Origin of the sequence: Zhihengliuella sp. ISTPL4, assembly GCF_002848265.1 — a bacterium.
GTDB lineage: Bacteria > Actinomycetota > Actinomycetes > Actinomycetales > Microbacteriaceae > Microbacterium.
Genome location: NZ_CP025422.1, coordinates 660,734 through 681,619 on the forward strand (window position 1 = coordinate 660,734; position 20,886 = coordinate 681,619).

Below are 20,886 nucleotides of genomic sequence, written 5' to 3' on the forward strand. Positions count from 1 at the left end.
AGGGCCGGAGGATGCCACGCCTCGCGCAGGGCGAGGGTGGCATCCTGCCGGGATTACTCCTGGCCCGCGACGATGAAGTTGACGGCGTCGCCGACGGTCTTCAGGTTCTTGACCTCGTCGTCGGGGATGGTGACGCCGAACTTCTCCTCGGCGTTGACGACGATCGTCATCATCGAGATCGAGTCGATGTCGAGGTCGTCCGTGAACGACTTCTCCAGGGCGACCTCGCTGGCGTTGATGCCGGTCTCGTCGGTGATCAGCTCTGCGAGGCCGGCGAGGACCTCATCGTTGGTGAAAGCCATGGTGGTCTTCCTCTTTCTTACGGGTTGTATTCGGAACCGTGGAACAGTCTAGGGAAGGTCGGTGCGTCTTCAGGGGAGGACGACGACCTGGGCCGCGAAGACGAGGCCGGCACCGAAGCCGATCTGCAGGGCGAGCCCGCCGGAGAGCTCCGGGTGCTCGGTCATGAGACGGTGGCTGGCGAGCGGGATCGAGGCAGCCGACGTGTTGCCGGTGGTCTCGATGTCACGGGCGATGACCGTCGTCTCCGGCAGGCCGAGCTGCTTGGCGAACTCGTCGATGATGCGCATGTTTGCCTGGTGCGGGATGAAGGCGGCGAGGTCGGTGGCCTGGATCCCGGCCTTCTCCAGTGCCTCGCGTGCGACCTTCGCCATCTCCCAGACCGCCCAGCGGAAGACCGTCGGGCCCTCCTGACGGAGCGTCGGCCACGGCACCACGCCGTCGCGGAAGTCGGTGAGGGTACCGTTCATGCCGACCGCGTCGGCCTTGGAGCCGTCGCTGCCCCACACGGCGGGGGCGATGCCCGGCGTGTCGCTGGGACCGATGAGCGCGGCGCCGGCGCCGTCGCCGAGGAGGAACGAGATGCTGCGGTCGGTCGGGTCGACGACGTCGGAGAGCTTCTCCGTGCCGATCACGAGCGCGTGGCGCGCGGCGCCGGCCTTGATGAGCGCGTCCGCCTGGGCGACGGCATAGGCATAGCCGGCGCAGGCCGCGTTGATGTCGTACGCCGCCGCCGGGTTGGCCCCGACCCGGTCCGCCACGATCGCGGAGACCGACGGCGTCTGCTTCGGGTTGCTGATGGTCGCGACGATGACGAGGTCGACCTGGTCGGCCGGCACACCCGACTTCTCGATGGCCTCGGCCGCCGCCGCGGTCGCGAGGTCGATGGCGTCCGTCCCCTTGTCGGCCCGGGCGCGGGTGATGATGCCGGTGCGCTGCCGGATCCACTCATCGCTCGAGTCGATCGGGCCGATGAGGTCTTCGTTGGGCACCGCGTTCTCGCCGCGGGCTGCGCCGAACGCGTAGATGCGTGTGTAGGCGGGCCCGGCGATCTGGGCGAGGGAGGCGGTCATGCGGCTTCTCCGTTCAGCAGCGCGACGGCGGCTTCGAGGTCTTCGGGGGTCTTCACGGCGACGGTCGGCACGCCGCGCAGGCCGCGCTTGGCGAGACCGACGAGGGCGCCGGCGGGGGCGAGCTCGATCACGCCGGTCACTCCGGCGTCGGCGAACGAGGTCATGCAGAGGTCCCACCGGACGGGGGAGGAGACCTGGTCGACGAGGTAGTCGAGCGCTGTCCGGCCGTCGGTCACGACCGAGCCGTCGCGGTTGGTCCAGAGCGTGATCTCGGGGTCTCCCGGCTGCACATCGGCGACCGCGTCGCGGAGGGTCGAGACGGCGGAGGACATGTAGTCGGTGTGGAACGCGCCGGCGACCTGGAGCGGCACCACGCGCGTGCCCCTGACCGGCTCCTCGGCGAGGGCCGACAGGGCCGGAAGCGGACCGGCGACGACGATCTGCCCGCCGCCGTTGAAGTTCGCCGGCGCGAGGCCGAGTTCGGCGAGGCGGGCGAGGAGTGTCTCCTCGTCACCGCCGAGGACCGCGCTCATCCCCGTCGGAGTCTGGGCGGCGGCATCGGCCATCGCCCGCCCGCGGATGCCGACGAGGCGCATGCCCGTCTCGGCGTCCAGCACGCCGCTGCCGACGAGCGCCGCGATCTCCCCGACGGAGTGTCCGGCGATGCCGTCCGCGCGACGACCGGCGGACGCCACGAGAGCGTCACCGGCGACGAGGGAGGCGGCCACGATCAGCGGCTGGGCGACGCGGGTGTCGCGGATGGTGTCCGCGTCCGATTCGGTGCCGTGCGCGCGGAGATCGACCTGCGCGGCTTCGGAGTAGGCGGCGAGACGCTCCTCGACTCCGTCGAGCTCGAGCCAGGGGGCGAGGAATCCGGGGGTCTGCGAGCCCTGTCCAGGGCAGACGACGACAATCACCCACCCAGTCTGCCAACGATCGCGGCAGAACGGTGGATGATCCATCACAAGATTGCGCGAAACCCTTGTGTGTGGCGCACAGATCTCGCGTCGCCGGTCAGCGCGAAGGGCGGCGCAGCGGCGGACGGCGCCGAACCTGCTCGGCTGCCCCGATCGAACCGAGGATGAGCGCGGTCTGCAGGATGAGCGCCTCGCGGGGCCCGGTCGCGTCCCAGCCGATGACCTCGCTGACCCTCTTGAGGCGGTAGCGCACGGTGTTGGGATGCACGAAGAGCTCGCGGGCGGTCGCCTCGAGGGACCGGCCGTTGTCCAGGTAGCTCCAGAGCGTCGTGACGAGGTCGGTCGAGTGCGCCTGCAAGGGGCGGTAGATGCGCTCGATGAGAGTCTGCTTCGCGAGCGGGTCGCCAGCCAGGGCGCGCTCCGGCAGGAGGTCGTCGGCTTCGACCGGCCGCGGGGCGCTGCGCCAGGCGCGGGCGACCGCGAATCCGGCCAGGGCCGCACGAGCACTCTGGCTGGCGTCGACGAGGGCGGCGACAGCGGGGCCCAGCACGACGAAGCCCGGGCCGAACGACGGCTCCAGCCTCGTGGCGATCTCCTGGAACCCGAGCTCCTCGTCCTCGCCCTCCTGGCCCTCGACGCGCGCGCGTCCGAGCACGAGCACGAGCCGCGAGCCCTGCACGCCGATCAGGACGTCGACCGCAAGCTTCCGCGCGGTGCGGCGCACGAGATCGACGTCGAATTGCGGAGGCGTGGTGCCGACGAGGACCGCGACCTCTCCGTGACCGTGCCACCCGAGAGCGGCGATCCGGCTCGGCAGCTCTTCGTCGGCCTCGCCCGTGAGGATCGAGTCGACGACGAGGGCTTCGAGCCGCGCGTCCCAGAGCCCGCGGGCCTCGGCGGCACGCGCGTAGACGTCGGCGGCGGCGAATGCCACGTCCCGCGAGTAGAGGAGGATGGCCTCGCGCAGATGCTCACCCTTGCCGGCCACCCGTTCCTCGGTCACCTCGACCGTGACGCGGATGAGCTGGAGCGTCTGCTGCAGACTGACGCTCCGCAGCAGCTCACGAGGAGCGGCGGCGAAGATGTCTGCGGCGATCCACGGCGTGGACGTGGGGTCGTCGTACCACTGGATGAACGACGTGATGCCCGCCTGAGCCACCAGCCCGACCGCGGAGCGGCGGGCCGGTGGCATGTCGGCGTACCAGGGGAGGGTGTCCTCCAGCCGCTTGATCGTCACCGTGGCGATGTCACCGGAGATCCGGCGCAGCCAGGTGAGCGTGGCGGCCTTGTCCATGCCGGCGGCGGAGGCAGCTGTCACCGAGGGCTCAGCTTTCGCCGCCTGCGTTGCCGCTGGTGCCGGCGTTCACGTCGTGCAGGCGGTACTTCTCGATGGCCTGGGCAGACAGGCCGCGGTCGACCTTGCCTTCCTCAGCCAGTGCCTGCAGTGTGCGCACGACGATCGACGGTCCGTCGATCTTGAAGAAGCGGCGGGCTGCGGCGCGCGTGTCCGAGAAGCCGAAGCCGTCCGCGCCGAGCGTGGCGAAGCGGTTCGGGACCCACGGGCGGATCTGGTCCTGCACGGCGTGCATGAAGTCGCTGACCGCGACGACGGGACCTTCAGCGCCCTGGAGTTTCTGCGTGAGGTACGCGGTGCGCGGCTCCTCCTCCGGGTGGAGGAAGTTGTGCTCGTCGGCGGCGAGGCCGTCGCGGCGCAGCTCGGTCCACGAGGTGACCGACCACACGTCGGCGACGACACCCCAGTCCTTCTTCAGCAGCTCCTGCGCCTCGAGCGCCCACGGCAGACCGACGCCGGAAGCGAAGAGCTGGGCGCGGGGACCGTCGCCTTCGCCGACGGCGACGCGGTGGATGCCGCGGACGATGCCGTCCACATCCACGTCGGCCGGCTCGGCGGGCTGCACCATCGGCTCGTTGTACACCGTGAGGTAGTACATGACGTTCGGGTCTTCGTGCTGCCCGCCGTACATCCGCTCGAGACCGGAGCGCATGATATGCGCGATCTCGTAGCCGTACGCGGGGTCGTAGGAGACCGTCGCGGGGTTGGTCGAGGAGAGCAGGTGGGAGTGGCCGTCGGCGTGCTGGAGGCCCTCACCCGTCAGAGTCGTGCGGCCGGCCGTGGCGCCGATGATGAAGCCGCGCGCCATCTGGTCGCCGGCGGCCCACTGGGCGTCGCCGGTGCGCTGGAAGCCGAACATCGAGTAGAAGATGTAGATCGGGATCAGCGGTTCGCCGTGCGTCGCGTACGACGTACCCGCGGCGGTGAACGCCGCGAGAGCGCCGGCCTCGTTGATGCCGACGTGGACGATCTGGCCCTGCGGGCTCTCCTTGTAGGCGAGCAGCAGTTCCCGGTCGACCGACGTGTAGTGCTGGCCGTTGGGGTTGTAGATCTTCGCGGTCGGGAAGTACGCGTCCATGCCGAAGGTGCGCGCCTCGTCGGGGATGATCGGCACGATCCGGTGGCCGAACTCCTTGGAGCGCAGCAGGTCCTTCAGCAGACGGACGAACGCCATGGTCGTGGCGATCTCCTGGGTGCCGGACCCCTTCTTCGGCAGCGCGTAGGCGTTCTCCTCGGGGAGGGAGAGTCCGACGTGCGTCGAACGGCGCTCCGGGAGGAAGCCGCCGAGAGCCTTGCGGCGCTCGAGCATGTACTGGATCGTCTCGTCCTGCGGTCCCGGGTTGTAGTACGGGGGCAGGTACGGGTTCTCCTCGAGCTGCGCGTCCGTGATCGGGATGTGCATCGCGTCGCGGAACGTCTTGAGGTTGTCCAGCGTCATCTTCTTCATCTGGTGGGTCGCGTTGCGGCCCTCGAACTGCGGGCCGAGTCCGTAGCCCTTGACGGTCTTCGCGAGGATGACGGTCGGCTTGCCCTTGTGCTCGGTCGCGGCCTTGAACGCGGCGTAGACCTTGCGGTAGTCGTGGCCACCGCGCTTGAGGTTCCAGATGTCGTCGTCGGAGTAGTCCTTGACGAGCGCGGCGGCGCGCTCATCGCGGCCGAAGAAGTGCTCGCGGATGTACGCGCCGGACTCGGCCTTGTACGTCTGGTAGTCCCCGTCGGGGGTGACGTTCATGAGGTTGAGCAGCGCGCCCTCGGTGTCCCGGGCGAGCAGGTCGTCCCACTCGCGGCCCCAGACCACCTTGATGACGTTCCAGCCCGCGCCGCGGAAGAACGACTCGAGCTCCTGGACGATCTTGCCGTTGCCGCGCACCGGGCCGTCGAGACGCTGCAGGTTGCAGTTCACGACGAAGGTGAGGTTGTCGAGGCCCTCGTTCGCCGCGACCTGGAGCTGCCCGCGGCTCTCGACCTCGTCCATCTCGCCGTCGCCGAGGAACGCCCAGACGTGCGACTGCGAGGTGTCCTTGATGCCGCGGTTCTCGAGGTACTTGTTCGACATCGCCTGGTAGATGGCGTTGATCGGGCCGAGACCCATCGACACCGTCGGGAACTGCCAGTACTCCGGCATCAGGCGCGGGTGCGGGTACGACGGGATGCCGTTCGGCGCGTGCGACTTCTCCTGGCGGAAACCGTCCAGCTGGTCCTCGGTCAGGCGACCCTCGAGGAACGAGCGGGCGTAGGTGCCGGGGGAGGCGTGGCCCTGGATGAAGATCTGGTCGGCGCCACCCGGGTGGTCCGCGCCCTTGAAGAAGTGGTTGAAGCCCACCTCGTACAGCGCCGCGGAGGACGCGTAGGTCGAGATATGACCGCCGACGCCGATGCCGGGGCGCTGGGCGCGGTGCACCGTGATGGCGGCGTTCCAGCGGATCCAGGCGCGGTAGCGGCGCTCGATCTCCTCGTCGCCGGGGAACTCCGGCTCATTCTCCGGGGCGATGGTGTTGATGTAGTCGGTGGTCGGAACCATCGGCACGTTCAGGTGCAGTTCCTTGGAGCGCTTGAGCAGGCTGAGCATGATCTCGCGCCCGCGGCCGTGGCCCTTGGCATCCACCAGCTCGTCGAGCGACTGCTGCCACTCACCGGTCTCTTCCGGATCGCTGTCGAGGGGGCCCTGAGAGTACGGATCCTGATCGTGGACGGTCACGGGGGAACCTTTCGTCAAGCTGGCAGGTCATGCCAAGGAAACGGGAAGCGACACGGGCAGCCTTGTCGGCCGTGCACAACGCGCGCCGACCTCAGCCTATCCCCCTTCCACGACACAGGTGCGCATCCGCGCCCGGATAGACTGAGCGCACCAGGGCCTTTAGCTCAGCTGGTAGAGCGCCACGTTTACACCGTGGATGTCGTCGGTTCGATCCCGGCAGGGCCCACATCGATTCTCACCTCCTCCGCAGTGGAGCACCCTTGTCCTCGCGGCGCGCGCTGGATAAGGTGCAGCCATCCTTCGGGGGGACACGAGGAGGCGGGTCGTGTGATGGGTTCGGCGGGATCGGAGAGGCGTCAGGCAGGTGGCCCCGCGCGCGCCGTGGGCGCGCCGGTGCGGGTCGCCCTCTTCACGACGCGGGACATGATCTGGCGGGGGTTGCGATCGATCCTGATGGACTCCGAGGATCTGCAGCTCGTCGAGGATCCCCTCTCCGGCTTCGAAGCAGGCCCCAGCCGTCCTGCGGACGTGATGATCATCGACGCCGGCGGGGAGCCCGGCACCGCCCTGGAAGGCGCGCGACGGCTGCGCCGCCAGGACCCGCGGCTTCCCGCCGTGATCCTCGGGCATGACGTCGGTGAGGCGCGCGCGGCGGGACGGGGAGCTCACGCCTACCTCCTCGACAATGCGCCGCCGACGCTGATCCGCGGGATCATCCGCGAGGCGGCCGGCCGCTCGTCGACGGCCGGCCTGACCGATCCGGAGGACCGGTCGGAGCAGGAAGCGCAGTTGACCCTCCGGGAGGCGCAGGTTCTCGGGCTCATCGCCGAAGGTCTCACGAACCGCGAGATCGGGCAGCGGCTGGGCCTCGCCGTCAAGACGGTGAAGAACTACAGCACCTCGCTCTTCGCCAAGCTCCACGTCGAGCATCGCACGCAGGCGGTGATCTACCGGCTCTCGGGTCATCGCGGTGTGGTCGGTTCCGTCGGCGAGCGCACCGAGTCCGACGGGACCTAGGACCCTGGTGAGGACCCCACGAGCACGGGAAGGTGTCGTCATCCACAGCATCGGTCCTCCGAGGACGAGGCGAGAGGGGATGTCCGATGGTCTTCTTCGGCAGCACGCGCGCACACGCCACGGAACGGCGGCCGTCTCCGCGAGGCGGGATCCTCGGTGGAGGCGGCATTCTCGTGGCTCTGCTGCTCGCCTTCGGCGCCGTGCAACCCGCGCAGGCCAATCTCGACACAGAGAACCCCACGGTGGAGACCGAGGTCGGCCCCAATACGGAGATCCGGATCACCTCGCTCGGCGCGGGGCTGACGCTCACAGGCCTTCAGCCGGCGACGCCCATCTCCCAGGACCCGCTCGCTCCCTACCCGGCCGCGGACCCTGCGGGATTCGTCGCCACCAGTACCTATGCCGGAATCATCAACGCCGTCAGTCTGTCCGATCCCTCTCTCGTCGCAGAGATGTACTGCATCAACCTCCGGGTCGAGACCTACATCGGGATCGGCTACGAGTCGGGAACGTGGGACGAGTCGAACGTGCCCAATGTCGACTACGTGGCGTACATCCTCAACAACTATCACCCCACGACGTCGGAGCCGAGCGGCCTGCCGGTCGCGCAACGGGCAGCCGCCGTGCAGTCCGCCATCTGGTACTTCACCGACGGTTTCGTCGTCGCGAACACTCCGGCGAACGCCGCCGTGCGGGCCGCGACCGCAGCGATCGTGCAGGATGCGCAGATCAACGGACCCGTCGTGGAGCCGCCGCAGCCGGTGGTCGAGGTGACTCCGGCCCTCGCGACGGCTCCGACAGACGACGCGGCGGGGCCGTTCACGGTGACGGCCGAAGGGGCCGCGGAGGTGACGGTCTCCGTTCCGTCCGGCTTCACGATGCACGACAGTGCGACCTCGACGACGCCGTTGCCCAACCCGTCGACCGTCGCGCCAGGAAGCCAGATCTGGCTGCGGAGCGAGACCGAGGAGGCGAGCGCCGGGACTCTCAGCGCGCGAGCCGCGGTCACGGTGCAGCGTGGGTCCGTGTACCTCTACGACGGGAACAGCCCGGATTACGCGGACGCTCAGCGCCTCATCCTCGCCGACACCACCGAGCTGGACGCGGTGGCCTCGGCGGCGGCGGAGTTCTTCGCTGCCGGCTCCCTCCGGATCGACAAGACGTTCGCCGGCGAAGCGGTCGGATCGCAGGGACCCATCCAGCTCGCGGTGGACTGCGGCGAGGCGGGCACGTTCGCCTATGACATCGCGGCGGGGGAGACCGAGGCACAGAGCTTCACCGTCGAGGACCTGCCGTTGGGAACGTCGTGCACGGTGAACGAGCCGCTCACCGGCGAGACCGCCACCGTCATCGCCACGAACAATCTCCCGCAGACGACGGCCGTCACCGCGGAGGGCGCTGTCGTGACCGCTCTCAACACCCTCACCTTCCAGCCCGGCTCCCTGCGGGTGGTGAAGACCCTCGCCGGCGCGGCAGCGGGGGCCCAGGAGGCGATCACCCTCACCGTCGATTGCGGCGAGGCCGTGCAGGAGACGATCAGCATCCCGGCGGGCAGCGCTGCGGGGGAGTATGCGCAGACCTATTCCGACCTCCCGGCCGGAACGGCGTGTGTGGTGACCGAGACCGCGTCGGGTGAGACCGCGGAGGTCGCTGTCGAGCCGTCTGCACCGGTGGACGTGGAGATCCTGCCCGCCGCCACTGTGGATGCCGTTCTCCTGAACTCCATCACCTATCGGCCGGGGGAGTTGCGCGTGGTGAAGTCCATCACGGGCACCGGGGCCGGCGCACAGGACGCGATCGTCCTCTCGATCGACTGCGGGAGCGCGCTGAACGAGACGTTCACGATTCCGGCGCGATCATCCGCGGGCGAGTACACCCAGACCTTCGGCCCCCTTCCTGCCGGCACCGCGTGCACGGTGACCGAGACGGAGATTGGATCCGCAACGGGTGTCCAGGTCGACGCGGATGGGCCGGTCACCGTCACCGTTCCGGCCGGTGCCGCTATCGACGCCGTTCTCGCGAACGAGGTGACGGCGATGTCCGCGGCGGGGCTCGCGTCCACCGGTGGTCAGTGGAGACTCGACATCCTGCTCCTCGGAGTCGGCACGGTGCTGCTGGGGGTGTGGGTCGTCGCCCGCCGGCGCCGGATCGTGACCTGAGTCCTGCGGCGAGCGCGCTACGATCGGGGCAGTCCGCCGCGACCGTCCTGCACCCGAGGACTGCGGCACGACCGGATCAGGAGCGGCAATGGCGCGACGCATCGTCATCAGCGGGGCATCGGGACTCATCGGGTCCGCGCTCGCCGCGTCCCTGCAGGCGGACGGGGTCGAGGTGAGCACCCTGGTCCGGCGGACCCCGCAGGCGGAGGGCGAGATCGAATGGGCTCCGGGGGAGGCGCCGCTGGATCCCGATGCACTCGACGGGGCGGAGGCCGTCGTCGCCCTGGGCGGTGCGAGCGTCGGACGCCTGCCGTGGACCCGTGGGTATCGCCGCCAGCTGGTCGAATCGCGGCTCGACGCGACGAACACCCTCACCACCGCCCTGCGTGCCCTGCGCACCGACGCGCCGGCCTTCCTCTCGGCCTCCGCCGTCGGCTACTACGGTTCGGCGCCGGGCGAGGTGCTCACCGAGCACTCCGGCCCCGGGAGCACCTTCCTCGCCGACCTCACCGTGCGCTGGGAGACGGCGGCGCGACGGGCCGAAGACCATACCCGGGTCGCCCTGCTGCGGACGGCACCGGTGATTCACCGCCGGGGCGTGCTCCGGCCGATGATCACGCTGACGAAGCTCGGCGTTGCCGGCCCCTTGGGGCCGGGCACGCAGATCTGGCCGTGGGTCTCGTTGGACGACGAGGTGCGCGGCATCCGCCATGTCCTCGATGAGAAGCTCGCGGGTCCCGTCAATCTCACCGGACCGACGCGGGCGTCGGCGAACGACATCGGCCGCGCGCTCGCGCAGCGGATGCACCGTCCGTTCTGGCTGCCCGCTCCGCGGTGGGCGCTGCGTCTCGCCCTCGGCGACGCCGCCGACTCATTGCTCCTCCCGGATGCCGATGTGCGGCCCGAGGCTCTCCAGCAGTCCGGATTCCGGTTCACCCATCGCACAGCAGCCGAAGCGGTCGCCGCCGCGATCTGACGAGCCGGCGATTCTCCCGGCGAGACCCCTGCCGTCACGGCGCCCGCGCTGTCAGGATGGGCGCATGGAGATCATCGAGAATTCGAAGCTCACCGTCGTCGGCGCGGGAAGTGTCGGATCCAGCGTCGCCTACGCGGCGCTCATCCGCGGCTCGGCCCGCCACGTCGCCCTCTACGACATCGCGACCGAGAAGGCCGAGGCCGAGGTGCTGGACCTCGCGCACGGCACGCAGTTCACCGGCAGCAGCGACATCATCGGCGGCAGCGACATCTCCGTGGCGGCGGGCTCCCACGTCGTGGTGATCACCGCGGGGGCGAAGCAGAACCCCGGACAGACCCGCACCGAACTCGCCGGAGTGAACGCCGGGATCATCCGGCGCATGATGCCGGAACTCCTCGCGGTCGCGCCGAACGCCGTCTACGTCATCGTCACGAACCCGTGCGACGTGCTCACGGTCATCGCGCAGCAGGAGACGGGGCTTCCCGCGGAGCGCATCTTCGCCTCCGGCACGGTCCTCGACACATCCCGGCTGCGCTGGAAGCTGGGAGAGCGGGCGGGCGTGTCCACGGCGAGCGTGCACGCCCACATCATCGGTGAGCACGGCGACACCGAGTTCCCGCTCTGGTCGCGGGCCACGATCGGCACCGTCCCGATCCTGGACTGGGAGACGCCGGGGCACCCGCGCTTCACTCTGGAGGAGCTGGACGAGATCGCCGTCGACGTCCGTGACGCCGCTTACAAGGTGATCCAGGGGAAGGGCGCCACGAACTACGCGATCGGGCTCTCCAGTGCGCGCATCGTGGAGGCGATCCTCCGGGACGAGCATGCGGTGATGCCGGTGAGCACGGTGCTCCACGACTTCCACGGGATCGATGGTGTCGCCCTGTCCGTGCCGTCGATCGTCAGCGCCGCCGGCGCGGTGCCGATCCGCACGACCGCATTCTCGGATCGGGAGCTCGGACTGCTGCGGCAGTCCGCCGACGCGCTCACCGCGGTCGCCGCATCCCTGCAGGGGTGACGGTGGTGGGGCGGTCAGCCGCCCCACCGTGCTCACCGGCCGTGCGGATCCGTGCGGTTGAGCACCGCGACGACCTCGTCGTAGTCGCCTCGCGCCTCGCCGTAGCGGAGGAACTTCACCCGCTCGACCTGGATCTCCGTCGCGTCGGGCTGGGTCTCGAGGAGGGTCATGACCTCGTCGACGAACGCATCGAGGGGCAGAGCGGCCTCGTTCTCCGCATGCCCGGGCATGAGATCCGTGCGCACGGCGGGCGGTTCGAGCTCCTGGACCGCCACGGTGGTCCCTGCGAGCTGGAGCCGGAGCGACTCGCTGAGCATGTGGATCGCCGCTTTGCTCCCGTTGTAGGTGGGCGTGGCCCTCAGGGGCGCGAAGGCCAGACCGGAGGAGACGGTCATGATGGTCGCCGCGGGCTGCGCGAGAAGGTGCTCGACGAAGGCCGCGATGAGGCGGATCGGACCGAGGATGTTCGTCGTGACGGTCTCCTCGGCGGTGGAGAGGAAGCCGGCCGGCGTGGTCCAGTCCTCCGCCCGCATGATGCCCGCCATCGTGATCAGCACGTTCAGCGTCGGGTGGGCGGCGAGGACCACGGCGGCTGCCTCGTCGATGCTCGCCGGTTCCGCGGTGTCGATGCGGACGGTGCGGAGTTCGGGATGCTCGGCGGCGATCGCGGCCAGCCGCTCCTCGCGGCGCCCGCCGACGATCACGGTGTTGCCGCGCATTTGCAGCCGCAAGGCCAGCGCCAATTCCGCTCGTCGCGCCGGGGATGAAGATGGTGTTTCCGGTGATGTCCATGGCCTCAGCCTCGACGCTGCGTCGGCGCCGTTCCAGAGACGGCTGATCGGGGGATCGGCGGTCCCTGGATCCCCTCCCGCGTCCGGGGCATACTGCACGGATGGATCGCGATGCCCTGGCCGACTTCCTCCTGCGCCGTCGGGAGGCGCTGCGCCCTGCCGACGTGGGCCTGCCGGAGGGGCCGCGTCGCCGGACGGCCGGGCTGCGCCGGGAGGAGGTCGCGCAGCTGGCGACCATGTCGACGGACTACTACACGCGGCTGGAGCAGCGCCGGGGCCCGCAGCCGAGCGCCCAGATCCTCGCCGCCCTCGCCCGCGCGCTGCGGCTGTCCTCGGACGAGCGTGACTACCTCTACCGGCTCAGCGGGCTCAGCGCTCCCGATCGGGCGGTGATCACCGACTACGTCCGTCCCGGCATCCTCCGCGTGCTCGACCGTCTGCACGACACCCCGGCGTTCGTGGTCTCGGCTCTCGACGAGGTGCTGGTGCAGAACGACGCCTCACGGGCGCTGATCGGAGACGCGAGCGGTCTGACCGGGCTCGACCGGAGCGGCATCCATCGCTGGTTCGCGCGACCGGAGGAGGAACGGCGTCGGTACCGGGAGGTCGATCACCCCCGGCAGTCACGGGCGCTGGTGGCGGCGTTGCGCGCGGCGTACGGCACCATGGGCGCGCGGTCACGGGCGGGGGAGATCGTGGCGGATCTGTCGGAACGGAGCTCCGAGTTCGTGCGGCTCTGGGCGGCCCACGAGGTCGCCCGTCGCTTCGAGCAGCACAAGGTGATCGTGCATCAGGAACTGGGGGAGATCGAGGTGGACTGCCAGGCGCTGTTCACGGAGGACGAGTCGCAGGCGCTCATCGTCCTGACGGCGCAGCCCGGGAGCGAGGCGGCCGGGAAGCTGGAGTTCCTGCGCGTGCTCGGCACGCAGAGCGTCTGAGCCCTCGCGCTCACGACTCCTCGTGCACAGCGGGATCGCCGTCGAACAGGCGCCCGTCCACGCGTCCGAGTGCGGTGATCGCCGCGACCTCCGCGTCATCGAGCACGACGGCGGCGGCGGCGAGGTTCGCGGCCTGGTGCTCCGCGCACGACGCCTTGGGGATCGCGACCGTCTCCCTGGCCACGTGCCAGGCGAGGACGGTCTGTGCGGGGGTGATGTCGTGAGCGGTGGCCACCTCGCGGACGACGTCCTCGTCGAGGAGGGCCTGCGCCCGCCCCAGCGGGCTCCACGCCTGGGTGAGGATGCCCCGCTCCCGGTGGTAGGCCAGCTGCTCCTCCTGCGGGAAGTAGGGATGCACCTCGATCTGGTTCACGACCGGTCGGACCCCCGTCTCCCGTTCGATGCGCTCGAGATGCTCGGGCAGGAAGTTCGAGACGCCGATCTGGCGGACGACGCCCCGCGCCTGGGCGTCCACGAGCGCCTCCCATGCCTCGACGTACTCGTCCTGGCTCGGGTTCGGCCAGTGGATGAGGTGCAGGTCGGTCGCGTCGAGACCGAGGCGGGAGCGGCTCTCCTCGATGCTGGCGGTCGCCGTCACGCGGGCATGGTGCCGTCCGGGGAGCTTCGTCGTCACGATGACCTCGGAGCGGGGGACACCCGAGGACGCGACGCCACGGCCGACGGACCCCTCGTTCTCGTAGTTGAAGGCCGAGTCCACGAGGCGGTAACCCCCACGGAGCGCCTCGGAGACCGCGTCGGCTCCGGCGTCGCCGTTCAGGCGATACGTGCCGAGGCCGAGAGCCGGCAGGGTGTAGCCGTTGTGGGCGCGGAAGGTGGGGACAGTGGTCATGGTTGCTCCTCCGTTGGCGTGTCTCCAGCGTAGGGCCTTGTCTCCATATATACCTCAAGGGTATATATGGAGACATGCAGTTCCTTCTCCTCGGACTCCTCCTCGACGGTTCGGCGACGCTCTACGACCTGCACAAGCGCTTCGGTGCTGGCATCTCGCTCTTCTATGCCGCGAGTTTCGGCAGCATCCAGCGAGCGCTCCGACAGGCGGAAGCGCAGGGGTGGGCACGATCCGAGGAGACGATGCACGGCGCTCGCCGCAAGCGGTTCTATGCGATCACGCATGAGGGTAGGACGGTGTGGCGGTCGTGGATGCTCTCGGCTCTCAGCGGGTCGGACCCGGAGCCGCTGATGCTCGCGCGCATCTACCTCCTCGGGCACCTCACGACGGCGGAGCGCACGGCATGCATCGCGGTGATCCGGTCGCGCCTGGCGGAGGATGAGGAGCGCCTGCGCACTCTCGCGCAAGAGCTCGACGCGGTCACGATTCCGGACGAGGCCGCGGACCACTACCGCTATCGCCGCGCGACCCTCGACTACGGGCTGCGCTCCCACAACCTCGCGCTCGCGTGGCTCGCGGACGTCGAGCGTGCCCCGTGAACGACCGAACCCGTCGGAGGCCCTGATGATGCACGTCGCGCTCACGATCGTGCTGGCCCTGCTGACCGCGCTCACCCTCTTCCAGATCGCACTGATCTGCGGAGCGCCGTGGGGCCGGCTCGCGTGGGGAGGCGCCCACCGGGTGCTGCCTGCGCGGCTGCGCGTCGGCAGCGGCGTCTCGATCCTCTTGTACGCAGCGTTCGCCGTGGTGTTGCTGGCACGGAGCGGAGCACTGCCCGGGGAGGACTCCGCCGTGGTCGTCGTGCTGACATGGGTGCTTTTCGCGTACTTCCTGGCCGGCATCGTCCTCAACGGCATCTCCCGGAGCCGGCCGGAGCGGTGGACGATGACTCCGGTGTGCGCGATGCTGGCAGGCATGACCCTGATCGTCGCGCTCTCATGACGGAGTCCGCCCGCTGCCCCTGCGCCTCGGGGGATTCCTTCGCCGCCTGCTGCGCACCGCTCCTCGACGGCGCCCCCGCGCCGACCGCCGAGCGCCTGATGCGCTCCCGGTACACCGCGTTCGTGCGGGAGGACGAGCCATACCTGCTGCGCACCTGGCACCCGGAGACGCGACCGGAGACGCTCACCTTCGAGCCGGACCTCGAGTGGCGGCGGCTGGTGATCGTGGACCGCGTGGCGGGTGGCCCTTTCGACACGGAGGGCGTGGTCGAGTTCGAGGCCTTCTGGCGTCAGGGCGGCACGCGCGGATCGCTGCACGAACGCAGCCGCTTCGTCCGCGAGGACCGGACGTGGCTCTACGTGGACGGCGCCATCCGGTGATGCGGGGCAGGCGCCCGCAGCGACTAGATTTGAGAGCGTGAACGCCACCCCGGAGAACCAGCGCACCCTGCTCGACATCGCGGACCTCGACCGGCGCATCGCGCAGGCGGAGCGCGCCCGCACCCGGCCGAGCCAGGCGGGCCGGATCGCCGAGCTCGTCGCCATCCGTCAGGAGCAGCTCCGCGAGCTCACGGTCCTGACCGGTGCCAGGGACGACGCCCGCACCGAGCTCTCGCGGCTGGAATCCGATGTCGCGCTGGCCGAGCAGCGTCGTGACCGCGACGCCCAGCGCCTTGCGGCGGCCACGAATCCGAAGGAGGCGCAGGCTCTGGAACATGAGCTCGCCAGTCTCGCCAAGCGGCTGAGCGACCTGGAGGATGCGGAGCTCGATGTCATGGGTCGGGTCGAGGAAGCCGATGCAGCCGTGGCCGCGCAGCAGGCGCTGCTGGATGCGACGACCGCGGAGGGCAGTGCCCTCACCGCCCAGGGCAAGGCCGACGTCGCTGCGGCCACGGAGCTCGGCGCCCAGCTCGCCCGCGACCGGGAGGCCGTCGCCGCCACCGTTCCCGCGCCGCTGCTCGCGGAGTACGACCGGCGTGCGGCCAACAGCGCCGGAGCCGCGCTGCTCACCCGCGGAACCTGCGAGGGGTGCCGCATGATGCTCCCCGGCACCGATCTCAACGAGATCCGTCGAGCACCCGAGGACGAGGTGGTCTCGTGCCCCGAGTGCGGCTGCATCCTCGTGCGCACCGAGGAGTCGGGACTCTCGTCGTGAGCGCATCCACCGCGCGCCGCCCGTGACGGCGCCGGCGTCGGGCCCGGAGCGACGCCTCGCGCTCGTCGGTCTCGGTGCGGGGGAGTACGCCGCGATCGAGCTGGACGAACACGACGAGGAGCAGCAGCGCACACTCCTCCCCGCGGCGGAACTCGCCGGCTGGGTCGCAGCGGTCGAGGCCGCCGACGCCCCGCGGTGGATCATCCGCAGTGCGGCCGAGATCTACGCGCTGCTCCTGAGCGAAGGCGTGAGGATCACGCGCAGCCACGATCTCGTCCTCTGCCACGCGATCCTGCGCGACACGGCGATGGTGTCCACGCCTCTGGCACCCGCCGCCGCCTGGGAGCGCCGTGACCCGGTGGACACCACTCCCTCCTTGTTCGACGTCCTCGACGAGGAGTCTGGGGAGGACGCCATCACCGCGGCGCTCGAGCAGTACCGCGCGCAGCGGACCGTGATGGCGGAGGCCGCGGACGGCCGCCTGACCCTGCTCTGTGCTGCGGAGTCGGCGGGCGGGCTGATCGCGGAGGAGATGCGCGTCGCGGGGCTCCCGTGGGACGCCGGGGTGCACGACGCGATCCTCACCGAGACGCTGGGTGCGCGGCCGGCCGCGGGCGGGCTGCCCCGGCGGATGGTGGAGCGCGGCGACGAGGTGAGGGCACTGCTCGACGACCCCACGCTGCACCTGGACAGCCAGCCGAAGCTGCTGCGGGCACTGCATCGCGTCGGCGTGTCGGTGGAGTCCACGAGCAAGTGGGAGCTGTCCGCGCACGAGCACCCGGTCATCGAACCCCTTCTCGCCTACAAGAAGCTGTCTCGACTGCTCAGTGCGAACGGTTGGACCTGGCTGTCGGAATGGGTGCAGGACGGCCGCTTCCGCCCGGTGTACATCCCCGGCGGCGTCGTGACCGGACGGTGGGCGTCGGCCGGCGGCGGGGCGCTCCAGCTGCCGCGCAACCTCCGCCCCGCGGTGCGCGCGGATCCGGGCTGGGCGCTCGTCGTCGCGGATGTGGCGCAGCTCGAGCCGCGGATGCTCGCGGCCATGGCGTCCGACGAGGCGATGGCGGACGCAGCGCGTGGCGGCGACCTCTACGCGGGGGTCGTCGCGTCCGGTGCCGTCGCGACGCGCGAGGAGGCGAAGTACGCGGTGCTGGGAGCGATGTACGGCGCCACCAGCGGCGACAGCGGGCGGCTGGTTCCGCGGCTGCGAAAGGTCTATCCGCGCGCGATGGCGCTCGTCGACGACGCGGCGCGCGCGGGAGAGGACGGCGGCATCGTGTCCACGTGGCTCGGGCGCTCCTCGCCGCGTCCGTCCACGGAGTGGATGCGTTTGCAAGCTGATGCGACGGGCGCGGACGCCGACCCCGCCGTGGTCTCCCTCGCCCGCCGCCGCGCGCGGGAATGGGGGCGCTTCACCCGGAACTTCGTCGTCCAGGGCACCGCCGCGGAGTGGTCGCTCATCTGGCTCGCCGAGATCCGCCACCGCCTGGCGCAACTCCCCGAGGTGTTCGGAGCAGCCGAGGCATCCGGGCCGTTCGCCCGGGAACCGCACCTGGCGTTCTTCCTGCACGACGAGGTCATCCTGCACACGCCGCAGGAGCACGCGGAGGCCGCTGCCGACGCCGTCCGCGAGGCTGCTGCCGTCGCCACCACCCGCCTGTTCGGCACCTTCCCGATCGACGTGCCGCTCGACCTGCGCATCGCGGACTCCGCGGAGAAGTGAGGCCCCGTAGACTGGAGGGGCGAATGGGTCGACTGGACGGTCGCGTGGCGGGCAACCGCACCGAGGAACGTCCGGGCTCCACAGGGCAGGGCGGTGGGTAACACCCACCCGGAGCGATCCGCGAGAAAGTGCCACAGAGAGCAGACCGCCCGTTCGGTCCCTGAGCTTGTCGAAGGGCCCGAAGGGGTAAGGGTGAAAGGGTGGTGTAAGAGACCACCGGGGGCCGTGGTGACACGGCCCGCCAGGTAAACCTCGCCCGGAGCAAGGTCAGACAGAGGATGATGACGCGGCCCGCCGAGTCCTCGGGTAGACCGCTGGAGCGGCACGGCAACGTGTCGCCGAGAGAGATGGCCGTCGAAGGGGCGAAGAACCCCGGAACAGAACCCGGCGTACAGGTCGGCCCATTCGCCTCGAACGAGAAAGGCCCCGATGACTCACGTCATCGGGGCCTTCCCGCATCGGGTCCCTGAGCCCGTCGAAGGGCCCTGAGCCGGTCGAAGGGTCAGTCGCCGGCGAGCGAGGCCGCGCCGATGATGCCGGAGTTGTTGCGGTGGATCGCCGGGACGATCGGCGTCTTCAGGTCGAGCAGAGGCAGGAAGTCGCCCGCGTTCTTCGACACGCCGCCGCCGACCACGAACAGGTCGGGGCTGAACAGGAACTCGATGTGCGAGTAGAACGCCTGCAGGCGCTCGGCCCACTCCTCCCAGCTCAGGCCCTCGCGCTCGCGCGCCGAGGTGGCCGCATAGGTCTCGACGGACTCGTACTCGCGGAAGTTCAGATGACCGAGCTCCGTGTTCGGCAGCAGGACGCCGTCATACAGGAACGCGGACCCGATCCCGGTGCCGAGCGTGGTCAACAGCGTGAAGCCGAGCACGTCGCGCGCCGCGCCGTGGCGGGCCTCCGCGACGCCGGCGGCGTCCGCGTCATTCACGAAGACGATGTTCCGGCCGAGGCCGTCGCGGAAGAAGCGCTCGGCATCGAAGTCGATCCACTCCTTCGAGACGTTGGCGGCGGACAGCGTCTTGCCGCGCTTGACGATCGCGGGGAACGCCACACCGAGCGGCAGGGTCGACTCGTGCACGTCGAGCGTCTTCAGGACGGTCTGCACCGCGACCAGCACGTCTTCCGGCGCCGCGCCGGCCGGAGTGGGCACGCGCACCCGATCCGAGGCCATGGTGCCGTGTTCGAGGTCGACGATTCCCGCTTTGATGCCCGTGCCGCCGATGTCGACGCCGATCGCTTTTGCCATGGCCGATAGCTTAGCGACCACGGTGCACGCCAGTAGGATCGATGACATCACCCCAACCGCTCGCGGGAAGAAGGAGCAGCCATGACCGACGGCGATCACAAGTACTGGTACAACTCCGCCACGGGCGAGGTCGAGTTCGGCATGCTGTCGCCGTCCATCGACCGCATCGGTCCGTTCGACACCGAGGCCGAGGCGCACCGCGCCCCCGAGGTCCTCAAGGAGCGGTCGCGTGCCTGGGCCGAGGAAGAGGCCGCGGAGCAGGGCTGGGACGCGAAGCCCTCCAGCGGTTTCGGTGCAGAGAAGGGCCAGGGCGCAGAGTAGCCATGGACAAGCAGAGGGACTTCGTCCTCCGGACGATCGAGGAGCGCGGCGTCAAGTTCGTGCGCCTCTGGTTCACCGACGTGATCGGCACGCTCAAGTCCGTCGCCATCGCGCCGGCCGAGGTCGAGGGCGCCTTCGCGGAGGGTATCGGGTTCGACGGCTCCGCCATTGAGGGGCTGACCCGCACCTACGAGTCCGATCTGCTCGCCCAGCCCGACCCGACGACCTTCCAGACGCTGCCGTGGCGGGGGGAGATCGATCCGACCGCTCGCATGTTCTGCGACCTCACGACGCCCGACGGGCAGCCTGCCGTGGCCGATCCCCGTCACGTGCTGAAGCGGACGCTCGCGAAGGCCGCCGATGCGGGCTTCACGTTCTACACGCACCCCGAGATCGAGTTCTACCTGCTCAAGTCGTCCTCGTTCGGACCCGAGGGTCCCGTGCCCGTCGACTCCGCCGGCTACTTCGACAACGTCCCCGGCGGCACCGCCCACGATTTCCGTCGGCGCTCCGTCCGCATGCTGGAGGACCTCGGCATCTCCGTCGAGTTCAGCCACCACGAGGGCGGCCCCGGCCAGAACGAGATCGACCTGCGCTACGCCGACGCCCTCACCACCGCGGACAACGTGATGACCTTCCGCACAGTCATCAAGGAGGTCGCGATCGAGCAGGGCGTGTACGCGACGTTCATGCCGAAGCCTCTCAGCGGCCAGCCCGGCAGCGGCATGCACACGCACATGTCGCTGTTCGAGGGTGACCAGAACGCCTTCTACGAGGAGGGCGCGAAGTACCAGCTCTCCAAGACAGGCCGTCACTTCATCGCAGGCCTGCTCAAGCACGCCAACGAGATCTCCGCCGTGACCAACCAGTTCGTCAATTCGTACAAGCGACTCTGGGGTGGCGACGAGGCGCCCAGCTTCATCACCTGGGGTCACAACAACCGGTCCGCGCTCGTCCGCGTCCCGATGTACAAGCCGAACAAGGGACAGTCGTCGCGCGTCGAGTACCGCGCGCTCGATTCCGCAGCGAACCCGTACCTCGCGTACGCGCTCATGCTCGCCGCCGGCCTCAAGGGCATCGAGGAGGGGTATGAGCTTCCGCCGGAGGCGGAGGACAACGTCTGGGCGCTGAGCGATGCCGAGCGCCGGGCGCTGGGGTACTCCGCCCTGCCGGCGAGCCTCGACCACGCCCTGGAGTACATGGAGGCCTCGGAACTCGTCGCGGAGACGCTGGGGGAGCAGGTGTTCAACTACGTGCTCCTCAACAAGCGCAAGGAGTGGGAGGCGTACCGCGGGCAGGTCACGCCGCTGGAGCTGAAGAACAACCTCGAGCTCCTCTGAGCGCG

General features: G+C 70.0%; 19 protein-coding genes, 1 tRNA gene, 1 other RNA gene and 1 pseudogene. 14 read left to right on the forward strand and 8 right to left on the reverse strand.

The window, feature by feature from the left end; all coding sequences use genetic code 11:
* Window positions 1-53 precede the first annotated feature (53 nt).
* The 5 genes from CYL12_RS03190 to aceE form a co-directional block, all read right to left on the reverse strand.
* A complete protein-coding gene (locus CYL12_RS03190) occupies window positions 54-302 on the reverse strand; it encodes an acyl carrier protein (protein WP_017202249.1) in 249 nt (82 codons plus the stop codon).
* Between the two features lie 69 nt (window positions 303-371).
* The gene (locus CYL12_RS03195) at window positions 372-1,373 is read right to left on the reverse strand and encodes a beta-ketoacyl-ACP synthase III (protein ID WP_101845479.1); all 1,002 of its coding nucleotides are present in this window, start codon (window positions 1,371-1,373) and stop codon (window positions 372-374) included.
* Window positions 1,370-2,290 carry an ACP S-malonyltransferase gene (locus tag CYL12_RS03200; RefSeq protein WP_101845481.1) on the reverse strand — a complete coding sequence of 307 codons (921 nt, stop codon included), beginning with the start codon at window positions 2,288-2,290 and terminating at the stop codon, window positions 1,370-1,372. The genes CYL12_RS03195 and CYL12_RS03200 overlap by 4 nt, the downstream gene beginning before the upstream one ends.
* 97 nt (window positions 2,291-2,387) lie before the next feature.
* Window positions 2,388-3,584, reverse strand: a complete 1,197-nt coding sequence (locus tag CYL12_RS03205) for a PucR family transcriptional regulator (RefSeq protein ID WP_101845484.1) — start codon at window positions 3,582-3,584, stop codon at window positions 2,388-2,390.
* 31 nt (window positions 3,585-3,615) lie between these two features.
* On the reverse strand, window positions 3,616-6,342 hold the full coding sequence (gene aceE / locus CYL12_RS03210; RefSeq protein ID WP_101845487.1) for a pyruvate dehydrogenase (acetyl-transferring), homodimeric type: 2,727 nt from the start codon (window positions 6,340-6,342) through the stop codon (window positions 3,616-3,618).
* Between the two features lie 153 nt (window positions 6,343-6,495).
* On the opposite strand from aceE, the gene CYL12_RS03215 reads away from it, so the two are divergent.
* From CYL12_RS03215 to CYL12_RS03235, 5 genes are all read left to right on the forward strand, one after another.
* Window positions 6,496-6,568: transfer RNA gene (locus CYL12_RS03215), tRNA-Val, on the forward strand.
* Between the two features lie 227 nt (window positions 6,569-6,795).
* Window positions 6,796-7,359, forward strand: a complete 564-nt coding sequence (locus CYL12_RS03220; RefSeq protein ID WP_158297084.1) for a response regulator transcription factor — start codon at window positions 6,796-6,798, stop codon at window positions 7,357-7,359.
* Window positions 7,360-7,532: 173 nt separating this feature from the next.
* Window positions 7,533-9,518: a thioester domain-containing protein gene (locus CYL12_RS03225; RefSeq protein ID WP_158297086.1), complete on the forward strand. Its 1,986-nt coding sequence runs from the start codon at window positions 7,533-7,535 to the stop codon at window positions 9,516-9,518.
* 88 nt (window positions 9,519-9,606) lie between these two features.
* Complete coding sequence (locus CYL12_RS03230) at window positions 9,607-10,494, forward strand: TIGR01777 family oxidoreductase (protein WP_101845492.1); 888 nt, start codon at window positions 9,607-9,609, stop codon at window positions 10,492-10,494.
* Window positions 10,495-10,558: 64 nt separating this feature from the next.
* Entirely contained in the window at window positions 10,559-11,512 is a 954-nt protein-coding gene (locus CYL12_RS03235; RefSeq protein ID WP_101845494.1) for an L-lactate dehydrogenase, read from the forward strand.
* 32 nt (window positions 11,513-11,544) lie between these two features.
* On the opposite strand, the pseudogene CYL12_RS03240 reads toward CYL12_RS03235, so the two are convergent.
* A pseudogene (locus CYL12_RS03240) lies at window positions 11,545-12,304 on the reverse strand (SDR family NAD(P)-dependent oxidoreductase).
* Window positions 12,305-12,404: 100 nt separating this feature from the next.
* On the opposite strand from CYL12_RS03240, the gene CYL12_RS03245 reads away from it, so the two are divergent.
* Complete coding sequence (locus tag CYL12_RS03245) at window positions 12,405-13,241, forward strand: helix-turn-helix transcriptional regulator (RefSeq protein ID WP_101845496.1); 837 nt, start codon at window positions 12,405-12,407, stop codon at window positions 13,239-13,241.
* A gap of 10 nt (window positions 13,242-13,251) precedes the next feature.
* Here the strand turns inward: CYL12_RS03245 and CYL12_RS03250 are convergent, their stop codons facing one another.
* Window positions 13,252-14,091, reverse strand: a complete 840-nt coding sequence (locus CYL12_RS03250) for an aldo/keto reductase (RefSeq protein ID WP_101845498.1) — start codon at window positions 14,089-14,091, stop codon at window positions 13,252-13,254.
* 74 nt (window positions 14,092-14,165) lie between these two features.
* Here CYL12_RS03250 and CYL12_RS03255 point away from each other — a divergent pair, with 74 nt between their 5' ends.
* The 6 genes from CYL12_RS03255 (at window position 14,166) to rnpB (ending at window position 18,379) form a co-directional block, all read left to right on the forward strand.
* Window positions 14,166-14,690, forward strand: coding sequence for a helix-turn-helix transcriptional regulator (locus CYL12_RS03255; protein ID WP_101845501.1), 525 nt, complete (start codon window positions 14,166-14,168; stop codon window positions 14,688-14,690).
* Window positions 14,691-14,715: 25 nt separating this feature from the next.
* Window positions 14,716-15,093 (forward strand): hypothetical protein, encoded by a 378-nt coding sequence (locus CYL12_RS03260; RefSeq protein ID WP_101845504.1) that lies wholly within the window; start codon window positions 14,716-14,718, stop codon window positions 15,091-15,093.
* Complete coding sequence (locus tag CYL12_RS03265) at window positions 15,090-15,473, forward strand: YchJ family protein (RefSeq protein WP_101845506.1); 384 nt, start codon at window positions 15,090-15,092, stop codon at window positions 15,471-15,473. The genes CYL12_RS03260 and CYL12_RS03265 overlap by 4 nt, the downstream gene beginning before the upstream one ends.
* Window positions 15,474-15,510: 37 nt before the next feature.
* Window positions 15,511-16,248: a zinc ribbon domain-containing protein gene (locus CYL12_RS03270; protein WP_101845508.1), complete on the forward strand. Its 738-nt coding sequence runs from the start codon at window positions 15,511-15,513 to the stop codon at window positions 16,246-16,248.
* Window positions 16,249-16,270: 22 nt separating this feature from the next.
* A complete protein-coding gene (locus CYL12_RS03275) occupies window positions 16,271-17,971 on the forward strand; it encodes a bifunctional 3'-5' exonuclease/DNA polymerase (protein WP_101845510.1) in 1,701 nt (566 codons plus the stop codon).
* Window positions 17,972-17,995: 24 nt separating this feature from the next.
* An RNA gene (rnpB, locus tag CYL12_RS03280) (RNase P RNA component class A) lies at window positions 17,996-18,379 on the forward strand.
* Between the two features lie 94 nt (window positions 18,380-18,473).
* On the opposite strand, the gene ppgK is transcribed toward rnpB, so the two are convergent.
* Window positions 18,474-19,220: a polyphosphate--glucose phosphotransferase gene (ppgK, locus tag CYL12_RS03285; protein WP_025103605.1), complete on the reverse strand. Its 747-nt coding sequence runs from the start codon at window positions 19,218-19,220 to the stop codon at window positions 18,474-18,476.
* Window positions 19,221-19,301: 81 nt separating this feature from the next.
* On the opposite strand from ppgK, the gene CYL12_RS03290 reads away from it, so the two are divergent.
* Both CYL12_RS03290 and glnA read left to right on the forward strand, forming a co-directional pair.
* Entirely contained in the window at window positions 19,302-19,541 is a 240-nt protein-coding gene (locus tag CYL12_RS03290; protein WP_101845512.1) for a hypothetical protein, read from the forward strand.
* Window positions 19,542-19,543: 2 nt separating this feature from the next.
* Entirely contained in the window at window positions 19,544-20,881 is a 1,338-nt protein-coding gene (gene glnA / locus CYL12_RS03295) for a type I glutamate--ammonia ligase (RefSeq protein WP_071329447.1), read from the forward strand.
* Window positions 20,882-20,886: the final 5 nt, after the last annotated feature.